Below are 25,329 nucleotides of genomic sequence, written 5' to 3'. Positions count from 1 at the left end.
TTTTCAGATTTTTGTGTCCGATAATCCACATATAAGTTAAAATGGAGAACAAATTGTATAGACTAGTCTTTCTAACTGCCATTATCTTCTTTGCCGTAGGAGTACAGGCACAAAGACGGAATGCACGTTATGTAGAATATATAAATAAGTATAGTGACTTGGCTGTGGAGCAGATGAAGCTTCACAAAATTCCCGCAAGCATCACTCTGGCACAGGGATTGCTTGAAAGCGGAGCCGGAAACAGCCAGTTGGCACGCAAGAGTAATAATCATTTCGGTATTAAGTGTGGCGGCAGTTGGCGCGGACGTTCGGTACGTCATGATGACGATGCCCGCAATGAATGTTTCCGTGCCTACAAGCATCCCCGCGAATCGTACGAAGACCATTCCGACTTTCTGAAAAGGGGTGCCCGTTATGCCTTCCTTTTCAAACTCGATATCACCGATTACAAAGGATGGGCACGCGGATTAAAAAAGGCAGGATACGCCACAGACCCTTCCTATGCCAATCGACTGATTACGATTATCGAAGATTACGACCTGTATAAATATGACAGCAAAGGTGTCTACTCGGAACGTAAGTTGCGAAAGAACCCTTGGCTGCTGAGTCCGCATCCGGTGTATATCGCCAATGATATCGCCTATATCGTAGCCCGTAGTGGGGATACTTTCAAGGATTTAGGTAAGGAATTTGATATCAGCTGGAAGAAGTTGGTGAAGTATAACGACTTGCAGCGTGATTATACTTTAGTAGCCGGAGATATCATCTATCTGAAGAGCAAAAAGAAGAAAGCATCCAAGCCTCATACTGTATATATTGTGAAAGATGGCGATTCTATGCATGCCATCTCGCAGAAATATGGTATCCGTCTCAAGAATCTGTACAAGATGAATCGTAAGGACGGAGAATATATTCCGGAGGTAGGAGATCGTTTGCGTCTGCGTTAGAAAACTTTATGCCATACTCATGTGTTATTATGTATGATAAAACATGATTAATATATGAGTCTAAATATTGCAAAGGACAGTAAGAAACGGGTCGTCATTGTAGGCGGTGGTTTCGGTGGCTTGAAGTTGGCTAATAAGCTGAAAAAATCAGGCTTTCAAGTTGTGTTGATAGATAAGAACAACTATCATCAGTTCCCTCCGTTAATTTATCAGGTGGCCTCGGCAGGTATGGAACCGACTTCCATTTCCTTCCCCTTCCGCAAGATATTCCAGCATCGGAAAGATTTTTATTTCCGTATGGCGGAAGTACGTGCTGTTTTCCCCGAAAAGAACATGATACAGACTTCCATAGGGAAGGCGGAATACGACTATCTGGTTCTTGCCGCAGGTACGACGACCAATTTCTTCGGTAATAAACATATCGAAGAGGAGGCCATGCCAATGAAAAACGTGTCCGAAGCTATGGGGCTCAGAAATGCGCTTCTCGCCAACTTGGAGCGTGCTGTGACCTGCTCCAACAAACAAGAACAGCAGGAGTTGCTGAATATCGTTGTCGTAGGTGGTGGTGCCACGGGAGTGGAAGTGGCGGGAGTACTTTCGGAAATGAAGAAATTTGTATTGCCGAATGATTATCCCGATATGCCCAGCAGTCTGATGCATATTTATCTGATAGAAGCGGGTCCGCGGCTACTTGCCGGAATGTCCGAAGACTCATCTAGTCATGCAGAACAGTTTCTCCGTGAAATGGGAGTCAACATTCTTTTAAATAAGCGTGTCACGGATTACCGTGACCATAAGGTGACACTTGAAGACGGCAGTGAGATTGCTACCCGTACTTTTATTTGGGTAAGTGGAGTGACCGGAGTTTCTTTTGGGAATATGAATACGTCCGTAATCGGTCGTGGAGGCCGTATCAAAGTAGATGCCTTTAATCGGGTAGAAGGAACAAATAATGTGTTTGCCATTGGTGACTTATGTATTCTTTCCGGTGACGAAGATTATCCGAACGGACATCCTCAACTGGCACAAGTTGCCATCCAGCAAGGGGAATTGCTGGCAAAGAATCTGATTCGCCTGGAAAAAGGAAAAGAGATGAAGCCTTTTCATTATCGTAACTTGGGGTCGATGGCGACTGTCGGGCGTAATCGTGCCGTAGCGGAATTCAGCAAGGTGAAGATGCAGGGATGGTTTGCCTGGGTAATGTGGCTGGTAGTGCATCTGCGCTCTATTTTGGGAGTACGCAATAAAGTAGTGGTGTTGTTGAACTGGGTATGGAATTACTTCACCTATGATCAGTCCATGAGAATGATTGTCTATGCCCGCAAGGCGAAAGAGATCCGTGACCGGGAAGCAATTGAGGCAACTACTCATTGGGGGAAAGACCTCATACAGGAGCCACAACCGGCCAAACAAGAACCGCAACCAAACTCAAAAGAAATAGTATAGCACCGTTTTGCGATGGTGTCACTATCCGGTCGGTATAGTGACACTATAACAAGAAGATAGTGACACTATAATAACAGTATAGTGACACCATGTTTTTTTGAACGGTAAATTCGTACAAGGTGTCCGATATCGGACACCTTCTCTTTTTTATTATTCTCTGTTAATCAGTTGATTATGCTTTTGGCATAGATTTGGTATAATAAAAGGTAAAACAACTGAAAGTGAAATTGTAAATACTTAGATATGGACAGAGAAATACCCAAAGAAGTGCGTAACAAAGAACGCAATAAAAAGATCATCCGTTATTCATCGATAGGAGTGGCCGGTATAGTTGTTATCGGCATACTTATATCTGTCATGCGGACAGGAGTGGAAAAAAAGGATCTGGTACTTTCTACAGTTGATAAGGGAATGATTGAAGTTAGTGTCAGCGCCTCCGGTAAGGTAGTCCCTGCATTTGAAGAAATCATCAATTCTCCCATTAACAGTCGTATCGTTGAGGTATACAGAAAAGGAGGGGATAGTGTGGAAATCGGCACTCCGATTCTGAAACTCGACCTTCAGAGCACGGAAACGGAATATAAAAAACTGCTTGACGAAGAACAGATGCGCCGCTATAAGCTGGATCAGCTTCGCGTCAATAATCAGACGAAACTTTCCGATATGGCGATGCAGATTAAGGTCTCTGCCATGAAATTGAGCCGCATGAAAGTGGAACTTCGGAACGAACACTATCTGGACAGTCTGGGAGCGGGAACAACAGATAAAGTGCGTCAGGCAGAATTGAGCTATAACGTAGCACAACTGGAATACGAACAGCTCCAACAACAATATAAGAACGAAAAAGAAGTAGCGGCTGCCGAACTGAAAGTGCAGGAACTGGATTTCAATATCTTCCGTAAAAGTCTTGCCGAAATGAAGCGTACACTGGACGATGCCCAGATTCGGTCTCCGCGTAAAGCGATTCTTACCTACATTAATAATCAGATCGGTGCTCAGATTTCGCAAGGCGGACAGGTGGCCATCATCTCAGACTTAAGCCATTTTAAAGTAGAAGGTGAAATAGCCGATACCTACGGTGACCGGGTAGCTGCCGGAGGGAAAGCGGTTGTGAAGATAGGCAATGACAAACTGGAAGGAACGGTCAGCAGTGTGACACCCCTGTCTAAAAACGGAGTCATTTCTTTTACAGTGCAGTTGAAAGACGATAATAACCACCGTTTACGTTCGGGACTGAAAACGGACGTTTATGTGATGAATGCCGTAAAGGAAGATGTGATGCGGATGGCAAACGCTTCTTTCTATGTGGGACGTGGTGAGTATGATCTTTTTGTCCGGACATCTGATGACGAACTGGTGAAACGTAAAGTACAGCTGGGCGATTCCAACTTTGAATATGTGGAAGTGGTGAGTGGCTTACAACCGGGAGATGTAGTGGTAGTCAGTGATATGAGCTCTTATAAGAACAAGAATAAGCTGAAAATGAGATAAAAACGATCTAAATTAAATACTTATAGTTATGATAACATTGACTTCTCTCTCTAAGATTTACCGTACGGACGAGATTGAAACGGTAGCACTGGAAAACGTGAATCTGACCGTAGACCGCGGAGAATTTCTAAGCATTATGGGGCCGTCCGGATGTGGCAAATCTACTTTGTTGAATATTATGGGACTGCTTGATGCACCCACAACAGGAACTGTTGAAATTAACGGTACGCACACTGAGGGAATGAAAGATAAGCAACTGGCGGCTTTCCGTAACAAAACACTGGGCTTTGTATTCCAGTCTTTCCATCTGATTAATTCACTCAATGTGATGGATAACGTTGAGTTACCGTTACTCTATCGTCGTATCGGCAGCGGTGAACGCAAGCGTTTGGCGAAGGAGGTACTGGAAAAAGTCGGATTGAGTCATCGTATGAATCACTTTCCGACACAGCTTTCCGGTGGTCAGTGTCAGCGTGTGGCCATAGCGCGTGCAATTATCGGTCATCCGGAGATAATTCTTGCCGATGAACCTACCGGTAATCTGGATTCTAAGATGGGTGCCGAAGTCATGGAACTTCTCCATCGGCTGAATAAGGAAGACGGCCGAACTATCGTTATGGTGACGCATAATGAAGAACAGGCGAAACAGACTTCAAGAACTATCCGTTTCTTCGATGGCCGTCAGGTACAGTAATCCCCTTTTAAACTCTAAAAAAGCTAATCATGACAAAGAATATTTTTATAACTGCTGTTGCGGTATTATTAAGTGTAGCCCTTTGCCCGCTTTGGGCACAAAATGTGAGTGAAGATTGTAAAGTAGGCGAATTTTCCGCTATCAATCTGCGGTCGGTAGGTAACATTATTTTCACTCAGTCCGATACTTATTCCTGTCGGATGGAAGGTCCTTTTGAATATGTCGATAAAACAAAAGTAACGGTAAAAGGAGAAACATTGGTTATCGAATATAAGCAGAAGAATGTAAAAAACGTTAAGAACCTGACGTTCTATATCACAGCCCCTGATTTGAAGAGTGTAAAGATCGATGGTGTCGGCAACTTCAATGCTAAAGAAACCCTGAAACTGAAAAATATAACTTTCAAACTCGATGGAGTGGGAAACTGTGAGGTGAAAAAGCTCCATTGTGATGAGTTGGAATTAATGGTAGACGGGGTCGGGAATATGAATGTCAATGTAAACTGCAATACTGTGAAAGCCAAAGTGGATGGAGTCGGAAATATCAAATTGTCCGGCAAGGCAGACAGAGCTTCTCTGAAGCGTGACGGAGTAGGCAGAATCAATCATAAAGGCCTGAAATGCCCGGATGTGAGCACGAAAGGCTGGGGATTCTGATAAGTATGAAAATGAATGAGAAGATAATGAGATTACAATGATAAAACTCTATTTCAAACAAGCATTTCACCTGTTGAAGGAGAATAAGTTACTTTCTTCTATCTCTATCATAGGTACGGCATTGGCTATTGCTATGATTATGGTGATTGTGATCACATTGCGTGCTACTATTGCACCCTTTGCTCCGGAAAGCTATCGTGACCGTATGTTGATTTTCAGGTATGCGGGATTTCAGTATAAAACAAACGAGAACTGGCAGAGTAACGGACCTGTTTCTTATAAGACAGCGAAAGCCTGTTTTAAAGAAATGGCTGCCCCTGAAGCAGTTACTATAACCAGCAGTTTCTCGGAAACGATGCTGGCTGCCAAGCCAGCGGGAGAGAAGGTTAGTTGCAGTGTATTGCAGGTGGATGATGATTTCTGGAAAGTATTTAAGTTCGATTTCCTTTCGGGATATCCGTTTGATAAGGCTACTTTTGATGCCGGTGCAACCAAAGCAGTAATATCTGAGGATATAGCCCGGCAATTGTTCGGAACATCGGATGTAGTCGGAAAAACATTCCTTTTAAATCACTCCGCTTATATGATTTGTGGAGTTGTGCGTCCCGTATCCAAACTGGCACGGTATGCTTATGCCCAGATTTGGATTCCTTTAAGTTCAACAGATGCGTTTACCGCCAGTTGGGGTGAATATGGAATTATGGGAATGGTGAGTGTCTACATTCTGGCTAAATCTCAGGATGACTTTCCGGCAATCCGTATGGAAGCTGAACGTCTCAGGGACAGATATATGGAAGGTTATCCGGATTATGAATTGCTCTATCGTGACCAGCCGGATACTTATTTTGTGGCGGCGCAACGATATTCAGCCAATAATCCTCCGGCTGTGAAGCAGGCTGTCCGTCAGTATATAATAACGTTAATCATTCTGTTGATCGTACCTGCTGTCAACCTTTCCGGACTGACATTGTCGCGTATGCGCAAACGCCTTTCTGAAATCGGTGTTCGAAAAGCTTTCGGTGCGCCCAGACGCGAACTGATGATACAGGTACTTTCTGAGAATATGCTTTATTCACTGTTGGGTGGAGTGCTCGGATTAATTCTGAGTTATGGCGCAACTTTCTTTTTGGGAAGTATGCTGTTTTCCATTGACTTTATGGGTAATGGTGTGACGGATTTGCGGACCATGTGTATGGATCTGCTGTTTGACCCGGTTGTGTTCTTGCTCGCATTTTTTGCCTGCTTTGCACTTAATTTATTGAGTGCTGCCATTCCGGCATGGAGAGTGACACGGACAAATATTGTGGATGCCATCAATGAGAGATAACCGAAACATTCAACAAACTAATTTTTAAGAAGATGCAACTGTTAAAACAAATATGGAACGAACGTCGCTCGAACGGGTGGCTGTGGGCAGAATTGCTGATTGTTTTCGTGGTGTTGTGGTATATTGTCGATTGGACGTATGCAACAGCGCGTACTTATTACGAACCGCTGGGATATGACATCACCAATACTTACTATCTGGAACTCAGTCTGAAAAACAATAAGAGTGATTCTTATATTCCGAAAGGGCAGAAGGAAACGACGACGGGACAGGACATTGTTGAACTGACTAACCGACTCCGTCGCTTGCCGGAAGTAGAGGCTGTCTCGATATCAGTGAATGCACGTCCGTATATAGGAAGTAATTCCGGCATCCGTTTTCGCCTTGATACGCTGGTGCGCAGTCCGTTGAGACGTCCGGTAACACCGGAGTTTTTTCAGGTGTTCCGTTATCAAAGTGCGGATGGACAGGGATATCAGCCTTTAATGCAGGCTATAAAAAACGGAAATGCGGTTCTCAGCGAGAATATATGGCCTGACGGTTATAAGGGTGACCGTACGTTGTTGGGAAAAGAAGTCGTGAATGTGGATGATTCTACAGACGTTTATAAAATAGCTGCCGTATCGACTAAGGTACGTTACAATGATTTTTGGCCAAATTACAGCGATCGCTATATGGCTATTCCTCTTACGGAAGCACAATTGGCCGAGATTAATGATGACCTGTATCCGCTCAATACGGAAGTTTGCCTGCGTGTAAAGCCGAATACGGCTCCCGGCTTTCCGGAGCGTCTGATGGAACAGTCGGATACCCAGTTCAGTGTGGGAAATCTTTTTATACTGAAGGTACACGATTACGAGATGATACGTGAGGATTATAATCGTACCAATGTCAATCAGATGCAGACGCGGTTTTGGATGATGGGCTTTTTGTTGGTGAATATCCTGTTGGGAATAGTCGGTACATTCTGGTTTCGTACCCAGCATCGTCGTGGAGAACTCGGACTTCGTGTCGCAGTCGGTTCCACCCGCATGGGACTCTGGCATCGTCTTAATAAAGAAGGCTTGTTGCTACTGGCACTGGCTGCTTTGCCTGCTGCAATTATTTGTTATAATATAGGTTATCTGGAACTGACGGAAGGTGGTATAGAGTGGAGTATCATTCGTTTTCTTATCACTTTTTGTGTGACAAGTCTTTTGATGGCTTTGATGATACTCATAGGCATTTGGTTCCCCGCCCGGCAGGCGATCCGTATACAGCCGGCAGAAGCCTTACGCGAGGAATAAAAAACTGAAGCTATTTGCATTGTTTTCAATATAATAACTTATCTTTGTAGGCAAAATGTTGAAAACAATGCTGTTTTTTGCTTATGAACCGACAATATTACTGTTTGTTTGTTGTTTTGTTCTTCGTTGTTTTTGCCCGGGCGGCGGCAGCAGAACATACATACAACATACTTTTTATTCAATCTTATACCTCGCAAACCCCTTGGCATAACGACCTGAATGAGGGGCTGACCAAGGGATTCAAAGAGAATGGACTGAAAGTAAATATTACTACTGAATATTTGGATGCCGATTTTTGGTCATTCAGTTCGGAGAAAGTGATTATGCAGCGTTTTTGTCAGCGTGCCCGTGACAGAAAGACGGATATGATTATCACAGCCAGCGATGAGGCTTTTTACACTCTTTTCTCTTCCGGCGATTCGTTGCCTTACCAGGTTCCGGTTGTGTTTTTCGGAATCAAATATCCCGATAAAGAACTTATAGCGAGTCTTCCCAATGTATGCGGATTCACCGCTAATCCCGATTTTTATGTGATCTTAAAGCAGGCACAAAAGGTATTTCCCCAACGGAAAGAAGTGATATGTGTGATTGACAACAGTTTTCTGAGTAATAAGGGACGTGAGGACTTCAAACAAGAATGGCAGCTTTTTCAGGAAGAGAATCCGGATTACAAGATGAAACTCTACAATACCCAGCATGAATCAACCAATCATATTATTGCGGCTATCTGTTATCCCCGTAATAGTTATGCTCGGGTTGTGGTTGCTCCCAAATGGTCACCGTTCCTTTCGTTTGTAGGCAAGAACTCCAAAGCACCGGTCTTCTCCAGTCAGAATGTGGGGCTGATGAACGGTGTATTTGCGGCATATGACGCAGACGCCTATACCTCTGCGATGTCTGCTGCAAAGAAGGCATCGCGAGTGTTGAAGGGGGAATCTCCCTTGAAACTGGGTGTGACGGAGACGGAACAGGGATTTATTTACGATTATAAACAGCTGGACTTCTTTCATATAGACCCGGATAAGGTTTCCTCCAGTGGCAGTGTCGTTAATCAGCCGTATTGGGAAAGATATAAATTATTGTTTATTCTTCTTTATCCATCTATCCTGGCATTGTTGATCGTCTCTATCGTGTGGCTCATTCGTGTCAACCGTCGTGAAGCTAAGCGACGGATACATGCCCAGACCCGCTTGTTGGTGCAGAATAAACTGGTGGAACAGCGGAATGAGTTTGATAATATCTTCCATTCCATACGCGACGGTGTGATCACATATGATACTGATCTTCATATTCACTTTACCAACCGTTCTCTGCTGAAGATCCTTCATTTACCCTCAGAATCGGGCGGACGGAATTATGAAGGAATGATGGCGGGCAGTATTTTCAAAATATACTATAACGGTCAGGATATCCTTTACAAGATATTGAAGAAGGTGGGAGAGACTGGGCAGAGTGTCATTATTCCCGATGGGGCTTTTATGAAAGAAGTACATAGCGAACATTATTTCCCGGTTTCCGGGGAAGTTGTTCCGATTCATTCAGGCGGGCAGATTACCGGTATGGCACTTTCGGCACGCAACGTATCGGATGAAGAAATGCAGAAACGTTTCTTTGACATGGCCGTGGAGGAAAGTTCTATTTACCCTTGGCAGTTTGATGTGGAGAGTAATAGTTTCATCTTTCCGCAAGGTTTTCTTGTTCGTTTTGGTTATGATGAGTCGATTACTTCCATCACCCGCGACGAAATGGATCGTATGGTTTATCCGGAGGATTTGAAGGAAATGCGTATTCTCTTTGATAAAACATTGGCGGGAAAAGAAACCAATACCCGTTTGAATTTCCGTCAGCGCAATGCCAATGGAGAATATGAATGGTGGGAATACCGTTCCTCTGTTATTTCCGGTCTGACGAGAGATTCGCTATATAATATATTAGGTGTATGCCAAAGTATCCAACGTTATAAGACAGCAGAACAGGAAATGAGGGAGGCGCGTGATAAGGCACTTCAGGCTGACAAACTGAAATCTGCTTTCCTTGCCAATATGAGTCATGAAATCCGTACACCACTGAATGCTATTGTCGGTTTCTCCGACTTGTTGAGCGATACAAGCGGCTTTACAGAAGAGGAAATAGGGCAATTTATAGCAACGATCAATAAGAATTGCGGATTGTTACTTGCATTGATTAATGATATTCTCGATCTGTCGCGTATCGAGTCAGGAACAATGGAATTTATGTTTGCCAATCATAATTTGCCTCTGCTGCTGAAGACAGTGCATGATTCTCAACAACTGAATATGCCTCCGAGAGTGGAACTGTTGCTTCGTATGCCCGATAATGAGAAAAAATATCTGGTGACAGATAATGTCCGTCTCCAACAAGTCGTCAATAATCTGATCAATAATGCTGCCAAGTTTACGACTTACGGTTCCATTACTTTCGGATATGAGGAAGATGAAGATCCCGAATATACCCGAATCTTTGTGGAAGATACGGGAGTCGGCATTTCCGAAGAAGGTATCCGTCATATCTTCGAACGATTCTATAAGGTGGACAACTTTACACAGGGAGCCGGTCTTGGATTGAGTATCTGCCAGACGATTGTCGAACGTCTGAGAGGAACGATCTTTGTGACTTCCGAAGTAGGCAGGGGAACTCGCTTTACTGTACGTATCCCGAATTTCTGCGAATAAGACTGAACGTTCATTTCTGTGCATAGTGTCCGAAAATGAACACTGATACATTTCTCTAACCGATTGATAGTAAATGTATTATTCTTTTGGCACATGGTTTGATTCTATCTGACTGGAAAATACCGTGTACAATGAAAAAGAAAAGTATATTGTTTGTTCTGGCTGCAATCTGTCTGCCTTTGGCAGTGTCGGCACAGAAAGAGAGGGAAATCACCTTGAACGAAGCTATCGCTATGGCGCGTATGCAGTCTGTTGACGCTGCCGTTGCCTTGAATGAGTTGAAAACATCTTATTGGGAATATCGCACATTCCGTGCCGATCTTCTTCCGGAAATCAATCTGAAAGGAACACTGCCTAATTACAATAAATCTTACGGCTCCTATCAGAATCCGGACGGTTCTTACAGCTTTGTCCGCAACAGCGCCTTAGGTCTTTCCGGTGAACTTTCCATCGACCAGAATATCTGGCTTACCGGTGGACAACTTTCACTAACCTCTTCCCTCGACTACCTAAAGCAACTGGGTAATAGCGGTGATCGCCATCTGATGTCCGTTCCTGTTACTTTAAAACTGACCCAACCTATTCTTGGTGTGAATAATGTGAAGTGGAACAGGCGTATAGAACCTGTGCGATATGCCGAAGCGAAAGCGGAATTTATCACAGCTACCGAAGAAGTGACGATGCGGGCTATTACCTATTATTTTGATCTGCTGTTGGCGAAGGAGACTCTTGGAACCGCCCGTCAGAACTTGACGAATGCCAATCAGCTTTACGAAGTGGCTATAGCTAAACGCAAGATGGGACAGATTTCGGAAAATGAACTTCTCCAGTTAAAACTTTCGGCATTGAATGCAAAGGCTGCGTTGACCGAAGCCGAAAGTGATCTGAATGCCAAGATGTTCCAGCTTCGTGCCTTTCTGGGAGTGGGAGAGGATGAAATCCTCCGTCCTGTCGTTCCCGAGTCGGTAGATTGTGGTAAAATGGAATATAATATGGTTTTGAATAAAGCGCTGGAACGTAATTCTTTTGCCCAGAATATTCGTCGCCGTCAGTTGGAGGCCGATTATGCGGTAGCTACGGCACGTGGTAATCTGCGTAGCATTAATTTGTTTGCTAGTGTAGGATATACGGGAGAGAGTCGTGAACTTTCCAGTGTCTACAGGAACTTGCAGGATAATCAGATTGTGCAGGTAGGCGTTCAGATTCCGATTCTGGACTGGGGAAAGAGACGCGGAAAGGTACGGGTAGCGAAAAGCAACCGCGATGTAGTGCTTTCGAAGATCCGGCAGGAACAGATCAACTTCAATCAGGACATATTCTTGCTGGTAGAGCATTTCAATAATCAGGCACAGCAATTGGAGATAGCCAAAGAGGCGGATGGCATAGCTCAGCAACGTTACAAAACCAGTATTGAAACCTTCCTGATAGGTAAAATCAACACGCTGGATTTAAATGACGCCCAGAACGCCAAAGACGAGGCGCGCCGGAAGCACATCTCCGAACTTTATTATTACTGGTATTACTTTTATCAGATCCGTAGTCTGACTCTCTGGGATTTCCAGGCTAACACGGAGTTGGAAGCAGATTTTGATGAAATAGTGCGGCAATAGGGATTAATCGGGCTATTTGTTGCTTGTATTGAGTATTTACAATATCTTTGTCACAAGTAATTTAAACTATGATTTTAATAATAGACGACGACAGTGCGGTACGCTCTTCACTCAGTTTTATGTTGAAGCGGGCTGGATATGAAGCACAAACGGTTTCCGGTCCCCGGGAAGCTATGGAGGTGGTGCGTTCCGTAGCACCGGATTTAATCTTAATGGATATGAACTTCACCCTTTCTACTACAGGTGAAGAAGGGCTGACTTTGCTCAGGCAAGTGAAAATATTCCGTCCGGAAACTCCGGTGATACTGATGACCGCCTGGGGAAGCATACAGCTTGCCGTGCAAGGTATGCAGGCAGGAGCCTTCGATTTTATCACCAAACCTTGGAATAATGCGGCATTGTTGCAACGTATCGAGACGGCTTTGGAACTGGCAGGCTCTCCCAAAGAGACAACGCAGGAACAGAATGACGCTTTCGACCGCCGTCATATCATCGGCCGTAGTCAGGGACTGACGGAAGTACTGAACACCATTGCCCGTATAGCAAAGACGAATGCTTCCGTACTGATCACCGGAGAAAGTGGGACGGGCAAGGAACTGATAGCCGAAGCGATACACATCAACAGCCAGCGTGCCAAACAGCCTTTTGTCAAGGTGAACTTGGGAGGAATCTCCCAAAGTCTGTTCGAAAGTGAAATGTTCGGCCATAAGAAAGGAGCTTTTACGGATGCTTCCTCCGACCGTATCGGACGCTTTGAGATGGCGAATAAAGGAACCATCTTTCTGGACGAGATCGGTGATCTCGATCCTTCCTGTCAAGTGAAGCTCTTGCGGGTGTTACAAGATCAGACGTTTGAAGTATTGGGAGACAGCCGTCCCCGTAAGACGGATATTCGTGTCGTCTCTGCTACCAATGCCGATTTGCGTAAGATGGTGGGCGAACGTACTTTCCGCGAAGATTTGTTTTATCGTATTAATCTGATTACCGTCAGACTGCCGGCTTTGCGTGAGCGTCGGGAGGATATTCCCTTGCTGGCACGTCACTTTGCCGATCGTCAGGCAGAGGCCAACGGTTTTCCTCGCACCGAATTTTCAGCGGATGCCTTGCAGTTTCTGAGTCGCTTACCTTATCCGGGAAATATCCGTGAATTGAAGAATCTGGTAGAACGTACGATTCTGGTCAATGGAAAGCCGACGCTTGATGCCGCCGACTTTGATGCTCAGTATATCCGTCACGAAGATCAGAAAGTCGCCGAAGGCGCATCCTTTGCTGGTATGACTCTGGATGAAATAGAACGGCAGACGATTTTGCAGGCTTTGGAGCGTCATAAGGGAAATCTGAGTCAGGTAGCTACAGCGCTTGGCATCAGTCGTGCCGCCCTTTACCGTCGTCTGGAGAAGTTTGGAATCAGTGTTTAGCAGATAGATGTTACTATTATTATGCGTATAAAAGGATTCTTTGGTATACTCGTTTTCCTGCTTCTGGTCTTGGGGGGTGGATTGCTTTTCCTTTCAAGCCGGTTGAATATGATCTATTTCTATATAGGAGAGGGGTTGGTCCTTTTTATCCTGTGTTATCTCCCGTTTTTCTATCGTAAGATTGTGAAACCGCTGAACTCTATCGGAAGCGGTATGGAACTGTTGCGCGAACAGGGTTTCAGCAGCCGGTTAAGTCCCGTGGGGCAATATGAAGCTGACCGTATCGTGAACGTCTTCAACCGGATGATGGAGCAACTAAAGAATGAACGTCTCCGTCTCCGCGAACAGAATAACTTCCTTGACCTGCTGATTAAAGCCTCTCCGATGGGAGTCATCCTCACTACATTGGACGAGGACCTTTCCGAGCTGAACCCGATGGCGCAGAAAATGCTGGGTGTCCGTCAGGAAGATGTTCTGGGTAAAAAGATGAACGAGATAGATTCTCCGCTTGCCGCCGAGTTGGCAAACGTACCGAAAGGAGAAACGGCTACCGTCCGTCTGAATGATTCGAATATTTATAGGTGTACGCATTCCTCTTTTATTGACCGTGGATTTCAGCACCCCTTCTTCCTGATAGAAAGTCTGACGGACGAAGTGATGAAGGCAGAGAAGAAAGCCTACGAGAAAGTGATCCGCATGATTGCCCACGAAGTGAACAACACTACTGCCGGAATAACCTCCACACTGGATACGGTAGAACAGGCGCTTTCTACCGAAGAAGGCATGGATGATATTTGCGATGTCATGCGTGTATGTACCGAACGCTGTTTCTCTATGAGCCGTTTCATCACCCGTTTTGCCGATGTAGTGAAGATTCCCGAACCGACGCTCACACTTGTCGACCTGAATGACCTCGCATTTACATGCAAACGTTTTATGGAAGGTATGTGTACCGACCGGAACATAAAACTTCGTCTGGAGATAGACGAAACGCTGAAAGAGGTAAAAATGGATGCCTCCCTCTTCGAACAGGTATTGGTAAACATCATCAAGAATGCTGCGGAAAGCATCGAGAAGGATGGAGAGATTATCGTCCGCACCCTTTCTCCTGCCATTGTCGAAGTGGTGGACAACGGCAAGGGAATCAGCAAAGAGGTGGAAGCGAAGCTGTTCAGCCCGTTCTTCTCCACCAAGCCCAATGGTCAGGGAATCGGACTGATCTTTATCCGGGAGGTTCTGATGCGTCACGGCTGTACCTTCTCTCTGCGGACTTATGCCGACGGATTAACCAGATTCCGTATTCTTTTTCCCTGATCAAATGTCAAACGAGAACAGTTCTTCCGCTATATAGACCTTTTTTTGTTCTGAAATCCCTCCTACCTTTGCCCCGCTCAATTCAATAGGATGTTAAGGTATAAGATATGAGATTAATAATTAAAGGTGCAGTAGCGCTCTTTCTTTTATTGGCTATCAGTATTCCGCTAAGTGCCCAATACATAGTGCAGGGTGTGGTGACTGATTCTCTGACCAGAGAACCCTTATCTTATGTATCTGTACGTCTGAAAAACACGACCGAAGGAACGACTACCGGAAGTGACGGACGCTTTTATTTCAAAACTCATCGCTCCGAAGGAGTGCTTGTGATCTCAACCGTAGGCTATAATGAATATAGCCGGCTGATCCATCCGGCACGTAATCTTTCGTATAAAGTAGCACTTTCTCCCGCTACATATGCGCTCAACGAAGTATTGGTGAAGCCTAAACGCGAGCATTACCGTAAGAAAGACAATCCCGCTGTGGAGTTTGTCCGTCGGATGATAGAACATCGTGACGACCATTCTCCTAATGAGAAAGACTTCTGGCAGCGCGACCGTTATGAGAAGACTACCTTTGCGCTGAACAACTTCGACGAAGAGAAACAGAAGAAATGGCTATACCGCAAATTTGATTTCCTGACAGAATATGTAGACACCTCTGCCGTCACCGGAAAACCGATACTGACCGTATCTGCCCGTGAACTTCTTGCTACGGACTACTACCGCAAATCTCCTCATTCCGAAAAGCAGTGGGTGAAGGGACGCAAGCAGGCAGGAGTCGATGAATTCCTTTCCAAACAAGGTATGCAGGCTGCTATTAATGAAGTCTTTAAAGACGTGGACATTTACGAGAACAACATCTCCCTGTTCACCAATAAGTTCGTCAGCCCCTTATCCCGCATCGGGACAGGATTCTACAAATATTATCTGATGGATACCTTGCAGATCGGCGGTGAAACCTGTGCGGACCTTGCTTTCACCCCCTTTAATTCCGAATCTTTCGGTTTTAACGGGCACTTGTATGTCACGCTCGACTCTACCTACTTTGTCAAACGTGCCGTACTTAACTTCCCGAAGAAGATCAATCTGAACTTTGTCGATTATATGCTGCTTGAACAGGAATTTAAGCGGGCAGAAGACGGTACTCGTCTGCTCGACCATGAAAGTATCACCGTAGAATTCAAACTGACCGAAGGACAGGATGGTATCTTTGCCCGTCGGGTGGCGGATTACAGTCGTTATTCTTTCCTTCCGACCGAGGAAGCCGATAAAGCCTTCACCAAACCGGAACGTATCATCGAAGAAACCGAAGCGCTGTCCCGACCCGAAACTTTCTGGGCGGAGAACCGTCCGCAAGCAGCCATCTCGCAACAGGAGAACTCCGTAGACCGCCTGATGGCGCAACTGCGTGGCTATCCGGTCTATTATTGGACGGAAAAGGTGCTATCCATTCTCTTCACCGGATACATCCCGACCTCCAAAGAAGCCCCTCTTTTCTATATCGGTCCCATGAATGCCACCATCAGCGGGAATACGCTGGAAGGACCGCGTATCCGTGCTGGTGGAATGACGACCGCATGGCTCAACCCTCATCTGTTCGGCAAAGGCTATATCGCTTATGGCTTCAAAGACGAAAGGCTGAAAGGACTGGCGGAAGTAGAATACTCCTTTAAAAAGAAAAAGGAATATGCCAATGAATTTCCCATCCATTCACTGAAAGTACGTTATGAATCGGACGTTAACCAATACGGACAAAACTATCTGTACACAAGCAAAGACAATGTCTTCCTTGCCTTGAAGCGTGAAAAAGATGATCGTATCGGCTATTACCGGCAAACGGAAATGACCTATACCAATGAGTTTTATTCCGGCTTCTCCTTCCAGCTAACGGCACGCAGGCGGACGGATGAATCGAGCTACCTGATTCCTTTTCTGCGGAAAGACGGTGAGGCTTACTCTCCGGTTAAAGACTTCTCTACCAGTGCGGCGGAGTTGAAGCTGCGCTATGCCCCGAACGAGAAATTCTTTCAGACACAATGGAACCGCTTCCCTGTATCGCTGGATGCTCCGGTGTTTACACTGTCGCACACCATTGCCGGAAAAGGAGTACTGGGAAGTGATTACACCTATAATCATACCGAAGCGGGTGTGCAGAAACGTTTCTGGTTTTCCGCTTTCGGCTATACGGATATTATCCTGAAAGCAGGGAAGGTATGGGATAAAGTTCCCTTTCCGTTGCTCATTATGCCGAATGCGAACCTTTCCTACACCATTCAGCCGGAATCCTATTCGTTAATGAATGCTATGGAGTTTATGAATGATGAATACTTTTCGTGGGACGTCACCTATTTCCTCAACGGGTGGTTGTTCAATCGTATCCCATTGTTGAAAAAACTGAAATGGAGGGAAATAGTTTCCTGTCGTGGACTTTATGGGCATTTGAGTGATAAGAATAATCCGGATATGACAGACGGTTTGTTCGCTTTTCCGATAGCAAGTACCCGTACAATGGGAAAAACACCTTACGTGGAGGCGGGTGTGGGTATTGAAAACATTTTCAAGGTATTACGTTTAGACTACGTCTGGCGGCTCACATATAGGGATTCGCCCGATATTGACAAGTCCGGCCTGAGGATAAGTCTTCACATGACCTTCTAAAAGTTAAATCCTGCTAATTGCAATGTTTATATAGCAAACAAAGGTCGCTTTAGTAATTAATTAATCTTATTTTTGCATCAATTTTAGTTTAATTTTAATAGAATAGAAATGAAACAAGAAATTAAACCCGCTACTGGACGTCTTGGCGTGTTGGTAGTTGGAGTAGGTGGTGCGGTTGCCACCACAATGATTGTAGGTACACTAGCCTCTCGCAAGGGACTGGCAAAACCGATAGGATCTATTACACAGTTAGCCACAATGCGCATGGAAAACAACGAAGAAAAACTCATCAAGGACGTTGTGCCCTTGACTGATTTGAACGACATTGTTTTCGGTGGATGGGATATCTTCCCGGACAACGCATATGAAGCTGCTATGTATGCCGAGGTTTTGAAAGAAAAAGACCTGAACGGTGTGAAAGATGAACTGGAAGCTATCAAGCCGATGCCTGCAGCTTTCGATCACAACTGGGCAAAACGTCTGAATGGTACACATATCAAGAAGGCTGCTACCCGTTGGGAAATGGTAGAACAACTCCGTCAGGACATCCGCGACTTTAAGGCTGCCAATAACTGCGAACGCGTTGTTGTACTGTGGGCTGCAAGTACCGAAATCTACATTCCGTTATCAGACGAACACATGTCACTCGCTGCTTTGGAGAAAGCAATGAAAGATAACAACACAGAAGTTATCTCTCCGAGTATGTGTTATGCATACGCTGCTATCGCAGAAGATGCTCCGTTTGTGATGGGTGCTCCTAACTTGTGTGTAGATACTCCGGCCATGTGGGAATTCTCTAAACAGAAGAATGTTCCTATCTCCGGTAAAGACTTCAAGAGCGGTCAGACACTGATGAAAACCGTATTGGCTCCGATGTTCAAGACTCGTATGCTGGGTGTGAACGGTTGGTTCTCTACCAACATCCTCGGTAACCGTGACGGTGAAGTGCTGGATGATCCGGACAACTTTAAGACAAAAGAAGTTAGTAAGCTGTCTGTAATCGACACCATCTTCGAACCGGAAAAATATCCGGATCTCTATGGAGACGTTTACCACAAAGTACGCATCAACTACTATCCTCCCCGTAAGGACAACAAAGAAGCATGGGATAACATCGACATCTTCGGATGGATGGGCTATCCGATGGAAATCAAGGTAAACTTCCTTTGCCGTGACTCTATCCTGGCTGCTCCTATTGCACTTGACCTGGTATTGTTCAGTGACTTGGCTATGCGTGCAGGTATGTGTGGCATCCAGACTTGGTTGTCATTCTTCTGCAAGAGCCCGATGCACGATTTCGAACATCAGCCGGAACACGACCTGTTCACACAATGGAGAATGGTAAAACAGACATTGCGTAACATGATTGGTGAAAAAGAACCTGATTATTTAGCTTAATTAAATAAGTGGAGAGTTGAAAGTTGAGAGTTGAAAGTTGTTGCAATGTAATTGCAGCATTAGACAACTTTTAACTTTCAACTTTTATTTTTGGAGCACATCCAATCATCCTCCACTCTCAATTTTCAACTCTCAACTCTCAACTATTAATGAAGAGACCTTCCTTTCTACCTGTTTTAATAGGCACGGGCTTTGGCTCTGGTTTTTCTCCTTTTGCTCCCGGTACGGCCGGGGCATTGCTGGCTTCTATCATCTGGATTGCACTTTACTTCCTGCTTCCTTTCACTGCTTTATTATGGACGACTGCTGCTTTGGTGGTTCTTTTTACCTTTGCAGGTATTTGGGCTGCCAATAAGTTGGAGTCTTGTTGGGGCGAAGACCCGTCACGTGTGGTGGTCGATGAAATGGTAGGTGTGTGGATTCCGTTACTGGCAGTTCCCGATAATGACCGGTGGTATTGGTACGTGATAGCGGCTTTTGCTCTGTTCCGTATTTTTGATATCGTAAAGCCATTGGGAGTACGCAAGATGGAGAACTTTAAAGGTGGAGTAGGGGTAATGATGGATGATGTACTGGCGGGTGTATATAGTTTTATCTTGATAGCGGTGGCACGATGGGTGATTGGCTGAAAAGAGTTGCACGGATGATCTCGCAGAAGGGTGGAGTCTTTATGTTTTTAAGGGCGCAGCTTTCGGCTCAAATGGCGACTATTGCAGACTTTCTGGTGACTATCCTTCTGGTAAGGCTATTTGATGTCTACTATGTATATGCTACCTTGGCGGGCGCTATCTATGGAGGAATTATCAATTGCATTATCAATTATAAATGGACTTTTAAATCGAAAGGGAAAAAAACGCATGTTGCTGTAAAATTCATAATAGTGTGGGTTTGCAGTATTTGGCTGAATACGTGGGGGACGTACACTCTGACGGAATCGTTAGCGAAAATTCCGTGGGTACGTGATACACTCAGCCAATATTTCGGTGACTTCTTCATCATCCCTAAAGTGGTGGTGGCAGTCATTGTAGCGTTGTTCTGGAATTATAATATGCAGCGTTTCTTTGTTTACCGGAATATAGATATAAGAAGCTTGTTTAAAAGAAATTGAAAGAAAACAGAAGATTTAGATAAAAACAGATTTAGGTATATGAATTACAGAGATTACTTACAGCAACTGATTTATAAGATTATCAATCCTTTGATACATGGAATGATTAAAATAGGCATCACCCCTAATTTTATCACTACTACCGGATTTATTCTGAATGTGGTAGCGGCAGGTATGTTTGTCTATGCCGGTATCTGTGGCGGACAGAATGATTTGTCCATTCTTGGATGGGCAGGAGGTGTGATCCTTTTTGCCGGATTGTTCGATATGATGGACGGGCGTGTGGCACGTCTGGGAAACATGAGTTCCAAATTCGGTGCCCTCTACGATTCTGTGCTCGATCGTTATAGTGAGTTGATGACTTTCTTCGGTATCTGTTACTATTTGTCAGTCAAAGACTATTTCATTTACGCTATCATTGCGTTTGTTGCCCTGATCGGTTCGCTGATGGTGAGCTATGTGCGTGCCCGCGCCGAAGGTCTGGGCATTGAGTGCAAGGTTGGATTTATGCAACGCCCGGAGCGTGTGGTTCTGACAAGTCTCGGAGCCTTGTTCTGCGGTGTATTCAAGGATATTACCGCTTTTGATCCGATGCTGATATTGATGGTGCCTTTGACAATCGTCGCTGTGTTCGCCAATATCACAGCTTTCGCACGCGTGAGACATTGCTATAAGGTGATGACAGCGAACGAAAAGAAGAATGACTAATTAAAATAACATCCTTAATGATAAAAACAATTCAAATGCCGTCGAAGAAAGAAACCCTGACCGTTATTGTCATCATGGCTCTTTTTCTTCTGCTGACAGCTGCTTGTATCGGACTCCGTTCCGAACATCTGCTGATGGCGGCACTCTATCTGGTTTTATTTTTTGCCGGACTACCTACCCGGAAGCTGGCAGTGGCCTTACTGCCTTTCGCCATTTTCGGGATCTCGTATGACTGGATGCGTATCTGCCCCAATTACGAAGTAAATCCGATTGATGTGGCCGGACTTTATAATCTCGAAAAGTCGTTGTTCGGAGTGATGGATAATGGTGTGCTGGTTACTCCTTGTGAGTACTTTGCCGTGCATCATTGGGCGGTGGCAGATGTCTTCGCCGGCATCTTCTATCTTTGCTGGGTCCCTGTGCCTATCCTGTTCGGACTCTGCCTGTACTTTAAGAAAGAGAGAAAAACTTATCTTCGCTTTGCATTAGTCTTTTTGTTTGTCAACTTAATCGGCTTTGCCGGCTATTATATCCATCCGGCTGCTCCCCCCTGGTATGCTATCAACTACGGTTTCGAACCGATACTGAATACTCCGGGTAACGTGGCGGGTCTCGGTCGCTTCGACGAGATTTTTGGAGTGACTATCTTCGACTCCATTTATGGAAGAAACGCAAACGTCTTTGCTGCCGTTCCTTCCCTTCATGCGGCATATATGGTTGTGGCATTGGTGTATGCCATCATCGGCAAATGCAGATGGTATGTGATTGCCCTTTTCTCTGTTATCATGGCAGGCATCTGGGGAACAGCGATCTACTCTTGTCATCACTATATTATAGATGTACTCCTTGGAATCTCCTGTGCACTGCTCGGCTGGCTGTTCTTTGAGTACGGACTGATGAAGATTCGCGGATTCAGAAACTTCTTTGACCGATATTATCAGTATATTAAATAGTGAAGAACAAATACCGCAATATATTCCTGGCTTTTGGCATTGTCGCCGTCCTGATCATGATATTCACTTTCGATATGGATTATCAGGAACTTTGGGCAAATTTGAAAAGGGCAGGAGTATATTTGCCTTTGGTATTATTGCTGTGGCTGTTCGTTTATCTGATTAATACTACATCGTGGTACATCATTATACGTAGCGGAGGGAAGCCGGGGTTTTCATTTGCCCGGCTTTATAAGTTTACCGTTACGGGTTTTGCCCTGAATTACGTAACTCCCGTCGGACTGATGGGCGGTGAGCCGTATCGCATCATGGAACTGAAACCGTATATAGGAGTGGAGAGAGCCACTTCTTCGGTGATTCTCTACGTGATGATGCACATCTTTTCTCATTTCTGCTTTTGGCTGAGTTCTGTCTTGCTATACCTTTGCCTCTATCCGGTAGGGTGGGTGATGGGAACCATTTTGGGTGCAATCACCGTCTTCTGCCTGCTGGTAGCTATGTTGTTTGTAAAAGGCTATCAGCATGGGATGGCAGTTGCTTTCGTTCGTCTGGGCAGTCATCTTCCTTTTCTGAAAAAGAAAGTAATCCGTTTTGCCGACTCCCATCGGGAACAGTTGGAGAACATAGATAAACAGATAGCCCTGCTTCATCAACAGAAGAAGGGAGCTTTTTATGCCGCTTTGTTTTTGGAATATACGGCACGTGTGGTCAGTTGTCTGGAAATCTGGCTGATCCTCAATGTGCTGACAAGGAGTGTCAGTTTTGCAGATTGCTGCCTGATTGCTGCCTTCTCTTCTTTACTGGCCAATCTTTTGTTCTTCTTGCCTATGCAGTTGGGTGGCCGTGAGGGAGGATTTGCCCTTGCGGTAGGCGGGCTTTCCCTTTCCGGAGCTTATGGAGTCTATGCGGCATTGATCACTCGCGTGCGTGAGATGGTCTGGATTGTGATAGGGCTTGCTTTGATGAAGGTTGGAAATAAAAAGTAGCCTTATTTTACTATAATTTCCCAGTATCCGTTTTTGTTTGATCCAACTCGCTGAATCATACCTTTTTGCTTTAATGATGTGATCAGGCGTTCGCTATGCCTTAGGCTGTGTGATATGAATTGTAAGTTTTGATGGCGTTTCGTACTTCCTGTATTTCACGGATGGGAGCTACTATATGCTTTCCGTCAAGGATATCTGTAATTTGACTTTCAGATAAGGTGTTTCCTTCAATAGCCAGTGAACCTTGAATGGTTTTAATTCGGTTGATTTTCCGCAATAGCAAAGCATCTTCCTGTTCCATGCGGATGGCATATCGTTCTACCAATGCGGAGATATCCGCTATTAAGTGGATAGCGCGGGAAGATATGGCGAAAGGCGGAGTATACATGCTGGAATATAAAAAGTTTATAAGTTTATTACTTTCTACAAAGATAGCATTAATTTCCTTCAGAGGAGACATCCTGATGATCTATTTTATAAAGGTAGAAACTCCAACTGCTCCGACTTAGTTTGGTCGGGCAATTGGAGTTTTCTTGTTTATAGGCTATTCAATTAAAACTTTTCTTGATTTCTGCCTCATGCTTTCCAGTTATTTTCCGCATCGAAGCAAGGGCACGCTTTCACCCATTCTTCCGGTTCTATCTCTCCGTTCTCATTCCGGTCGGGACTAAGGTCACGGTGACCGCATACGCGGCATTCCGGATAATCTTTCAGTAAAGTAAGAACCAGTACCCGCAGTGAATGTTTCTGCCATTCGGTCCGGGTATCTTTGGGGCGACCTTTGCTGTCGAGCCCGCCTTCATAGCAGATACCGATACTTTCTCTGTTGAAACCTTTGGCGTGGGCACCGACCTTTTCTATCGGTCGGGTAGACTTTATATCCCCGTTTTTGCGGATATAAAAATGATAACCCGCTCCGTTGAATCCGCGTCGGCGATGGCAGACGTCCAGGTCATATTCCGTGAAATCCTTGTCTTCGCGTGTGGCGGAGCAGTGAATTACGATTAAGTTGATCGTTCTCATAATCTGTCCGGCATTAAGCTTCAGAGATGGATGCCTCGCTTTGTGTACGCTGTAGGCACTCTTTGTTTACGCACTGTAATGTGGCAGCTTGTGCCAGTTGTTCTCTCAACGAAAAGATTTCGGTGTGCATTTCTTTCACTCTCGCGCTCAGGTCGAAATAATCTTTCAGTACCTTTTCCAGCTGTTCCATCAGGAAGGTATACTGGTCTTTCACCAGTTCGCTGAATTCTTTGACGTCTTGCGCCATCGCTTTACGCTTTTTACGATTACCCAGGAAAGGGAGGATAGTCATAATAATCTCGATAATTTTATCTAGCATTTTTTTTAATGGATAATTGATAATTGATAATGGGGGGAGTTGTACATTAAGGTTAGTTCGATATAGTATCTCTCATTCTGAGCGAAGCGACGAACCTGAGACTGACTAAAAGTCGGTAGTATCTTACTTCTCCTCCTTCGGGAAGGAGGAGTCCCCGTAGGGGGAGGTGGTAGGTGAATGCATAACTCTGTTATTTACAATAGAATAGGAATAAACCTTGTTTTACCTACCACCCCGGCTTTCAGCCACCCCTCCTTCCCAAAGGGAGGGGAATTGAGATACTATTGACTTCTTAGTCAGTTTCAATTGGGAGGGCTGCTCCAGTGTTTTGTACTGCTCTTTCCCAAAAAAGTCCTGTTAAACTGTCGGGTCCGGAGCTTCTTCATCGCCTCCGCTGTTTCCTCCGCCTCCGCTATTTCCTCCGCCTCCGGTGTTTCCTCCGCCGGCATTTCCGCCTTCCGTGTCACCTTTGCTTGCTAGTACGAATTCCACGTTGTTTTCGCTTCGTGTGCTGGTGTGACTTGCGTTCACCAGATGCAGTGCTTTATCCGCTACAAACCGGACATTCACCTTGCGGATGCTTCGGACCGTGCAATCTTTTTCCTTCTCTGTCCCCTCGCTGCACAGTGTGATGTGAAACGTACCCAGACCGTCGATCTTCACTTTGTCACCTTGGGTGAGTGACAGGCGGAGTTGCTCTACAAAAGCTTCGATGGCATGTTTTACATCTCCTGCTGTGAGTGAAGAGTTGGCTTCGATGGCATCTGCCAGTTTTTCGACGTCCATCACTCTTACTGTACCCGATTTCTGACGTACGTAATACAGCATCGGGGAATTCTCCTGACTTACGTACTTTCTTCGCTGATAGCGTTCTACTGAAACATTCATAAATTTAAAAAGTTAAGGTTTAAGTAATAATTATTTTGTTTCTCTATGACATTACAAATATACGAAATATAAGAGGCGAAGTCAAGCATTATGCCATTTATTTCATTGTAAATATGAAATAAAATCGGAAAATATTAGAAATAATATTATGTAATATAATATTGTTTTGATTCTGTTTTTATTTTGCTTGTTTCAGTAATACTTCCAATGGTGGTGTATAGTCCGTAATTTTCGTTAGAGAAGGATTGTGGCTGAAGTATGCGTTCCCTGTCTCTCCATTGCGTTGTTTGGCTACGATGACTACCCCCAGTCCTTCGGTCGGATAACCGCTTTCCCGGTCGGTAGTGAGCCGTGCCAGTGCAGGGCGGTAGAGCAGCATTACTACATCCGCGTCTTGCTCAATG

22 protein-coding genes and 1 pseudogene are annotated in these 25,329 nt (G+C 44.9%); 18 read left to right on the top strand and 5 right to left on the bottom strand.

Annotation, left to right across the window (positions count from 1 at the left end):
• The first annotated feature begins 41 nt into the window (after window positions 1-41).
• From DW640_RS21105 to DW640_RS21020, 18 genes are all read left to right on the top strand, one after another.
• On the top strand, window positions 42-947 hold the full coding sequence (locus DW640_RS21105; RefSeq protein WP_008762229.1) for a glucosaminidase domain-containing protein: 906 nt from the start codon (window positions 42-44) through the stop codon (window positions 945-947).
• A 54-nt stretch (window positions 948-1,001) separates the two neighbouring features.
• Window positions 1,002-2,393 carry an NAD(P)/FAD-dependent oxidoreductase gene (locus tag DW640_RS21100; protein WP_054959969.1) on the top strand — a complete coding sequence of 464 codons (1,392 nt, stop codon included), beginning with the start codon at window positions 1,002-1,004 and terminating at the stop codon, window positions 2,391-2,393.
• A 243-nt stretch (window positions 2,394-2,636) separates the two neighbouring features.
• Window positions 2,637-3,884 (top strand): efflux RND transporter periplasmic adaptor subunit, encoded by a 1,248-nt coding sequence (locus DW640_RS21095; protein WP_022470258.1) that lies wholly within the window; start codon window positions 2,637-2,639, stop codon window positions 3,882-3,884.
• Window positions 3,885-3,912: 28 nt separating this feature from the next.
• Window positions 3,913-4,578: an ABC transporter ATP-binding protein gene (locus DW640_RS21090; RefSeq protein WP_016267112.1), complete on the top strand. Its 666-nt coding sequence runs from the start codon at window positions 3,913-3,915 to the stop codon at window positions 4,576-4,578.
• A 29-nt stretch (window positions 4,579-4,607) separates the two neighbouring features.
• Window positions 4,608-5,234, top strand: a complete 627-nt coding sequence (locus tag DW640_RS21085; RefSeq protein ID WP_022470259.1) for a GIN domain-containing protein — start codon at window positions 4,608-4,610, stop codon at window positions 5,232-5,234.
• 37 nt (window positions 5,235-5,271) lie between these two features.
• Complete coding sequence (locus DW640_RS21080; protein ID WP_008764773.1) at window positions 5,272-6,561, top strand: ABC transporter permease; 1,290 nt, start codon at window positions 5,272-5,274, stop codon at window positions 6,559-6,561.
• Between the two features lie 32 nt (window positions 6,562-6,593).
• Window positions 6,594-7,847, top strand: a complete 1,254-nt coding sequence (locus DW640_RS21075; protein WP_048698180.1) for an ABC transporter permease — start codon at window positions 6,594-6,596, stop codon at window positions 7,845-7,847.
• An 83-nt stretch (window positions 7,848-7,930) separates the two neighbouring features.
• The gene (locus DW640_RS21070; RefSeq protein WP_008762235.1) at window positions 7,931-10,540 is read left to right on the top strand and encodes an ABC transporter substrate binding protein; all 2,610 of its coding nucleotides are present in this window, start codon (window positions 7,931-7,933) and stop codon (window positions 10,538-10,540) included.
• A 131-nt stretch (window positions 10,541-10,671) separates the two neighbouring features.
• Complete coding sequence (locus DW640_RS21065; RefSeq protein ID WP_011107843.1) at window positions 10,672-12,150, top strand: TolC family protein; 1,479 nt, start codon at window positions 10,672-10,674, stop codon at window positions 12,148-12,150.
• Between the two features lie 68 nt (window positions 12,151-12,218).
• The gene (locus DW640_RS21060) at window positions 12,219-13,568 is read left to right on the top strand and encodes a sigma-54 dependent transcriptional regulator (protein ID WP_008762237.1); all 1,350 of its coding nucleotides are present in this window, start codon (window positions 12,219-12,221) and stop codon (window positions 13,566-13,568) included.
• A 21-nt stretch (window positions 13,569-13,589) separates the two neighbouring features.
• Window positions 13,590-14,882 (top strand): PAS domain-containing sensor histidine kinase, encoded by a 1,293-nt coding sequence (locus tag DW640_RS21055; protein ID WP_117578914.1) that lies wholly within the window; start codon window positions 13,590-13,592, stop codon window positions 14,880-14,882.
• A gap of 107 nt (window positions 14,883-14,989) precedes the next feature.
• A complete protein-coding gene (locus tag DW640_RS21050; RefSeq protein ID WP_072066515.1) occupies window positions 14,990-17,542 on the top strand; it encodes a DUF5686 and carboxypeptidase-like regulatory domain-containing protein in 2,553 nt (850 codons plus the stop codon).
• A 108-nt stretch (window positions 17,543-17,650) separates the two neighbouring features.
• Entirely contained in the window at window positions 17,651-18,940 is a 1,290-nt protein-coding gene (locus DW640_RS21045) for an inositol-3-phosphate synthase (RefSeq protein ID WP_008762240.1), read from the top strand.
• A 149-nt stretch (window positions 18,941-19,089) separates the two neighbouring features.
• Window positions 19,090-19,569 (top strand): phosphatidylglycerophosphatase A, encoded by a 480-nt coding sequence (locus DW640_RS21040; protein ID WP_008762241.1) that lies wholly within the window; start codon window positions 19,090-19,092, stop codon window positions 19,567-19,569.
• Between the two features lie 14 nt (window positions 19,570-19,583).
• Window positions 19,584-20,048, top strand: coding sequence for a GtrA family protein (locus tag DW640_RS21035; RefSeq protein ID WP_008764781.1), 465 nt, complete (start codon window positions 19,584-19,586; stop codon window positions 20,046-20,048).
• 39 nt (window positions 20,049-20,087) lie between these two features.
• Entirely contained in the window at window positions 20,088-20,756 is a 669-nt protein-coding gene (locus DW640_RS21030) for a CDP-alcohol phosphatidyltransferase family protein (protein ID WP_008762243.1), read from the top strand.
• Between the two features lie 17 nt (window positions 20,757-20,773).
• Entirely contained in the window at window positions 20,774-21,709 is a 936-nt protein-coding gene (locus DW640_RS21025) for a phosphatase PAP2 family protein (protein ID WP_055221127.1), read from the top strand.
• Window positions 21,709-22,695: a lysylphosphatidylglycerol synthase transmembrane domain-containing protein gene (locus tag DW640_RS21020; RefSeq protein WP_117578913.1), complete on the top strand. Its 987-nt coding sequence runs from the start codon at window positions 21,709-21,711 to the stop codon at window positions 22,693-22,695. The genes DW640_RS21025 and DW640_RS21020 overlap by 1 nt, the downstream gene beginning before the upstream one ends.
• 112 nt (window positions 22,696-22,807) lie before the next feature.
• On the opposite strand, the pseudogene DW640_RS21010 reads toward DW640_RS21020, so the two are convergent.
• The 5 genes and pseudogenes from DW640_RS21010 to DW640_RS20990 form a co-directional block, all read right to left on the bottom strand.
• Window positions 22,808-23,083: pseudogene (locus DW640_RS21010) on the bottom strand (Fic family protein); the annotation flags it as partial.
• 188 nt (window positions 23,084-23,271) lie between these two features.
• Window positions 23,272-23,718 carry an N-acetylmuramoyl-L-alanine amidase gene (locus tag DW640_RS21005; RefSeq protein ID WP_011107837.1) on the bottom strand — a complete coding sequence of 149 codons (447 nt, stop codon included), beginning with the start codon at window positions 23,716-23,718 and terminating at the stop codon, window positions 23,272-23,274.
• A 13-nt stretch (window positions 23,719-23,731) separates the two neighbouring features.
• Window positions 23,732-24,037, bottom strand: a complete 306-nt coding sequence (locus DW640_RS21000) for a hypothetical protein (RefSeq protein ID WP_011107836.1) — start codon at window positions 24,035-24,037, stop codon at window positions 23,732-23,734.
• Between the two features lie 357 nt (window positions 24,038-24,394).
• Window positions 24,395-24,925 carry an HU family DNA-binding protein gene (locus tag DW640_RS20995; RefSeq protein ID WP_011107835.1) on the bottom strand — a complete coding sequence of 177 codons (531 nt, stop codon included), beginning with the start codon at window positions 24,923-24,925 and terminating at the stop codon, window positions 24,395-24,397.
• A gap of 178 nt (window positions 24,926-25,103) precedes the next feature.
• On the bottom strand, window positions 25,104-25,329 hold a 226-nt coding region (locus tag DW640_RS20990), incomplete at its 5' end, for a DnaB-like helicase C-terminal domain-containing protein (RefSeq protein ID WP_304466181.1).

Source organism: Bacteroides sp. AM23-12, assembly GCF_003434395.1.
Classification (GTDB): Bacteria; Bacteroidota; Bacteroidia; order Bacteroidales; family Bacteroidaceae; genus Bacteroides; species Bacteroides thetaiotaomicron.
This window is presented reverse-complemented; position numbering and strand designations above follow the sequence as displayed.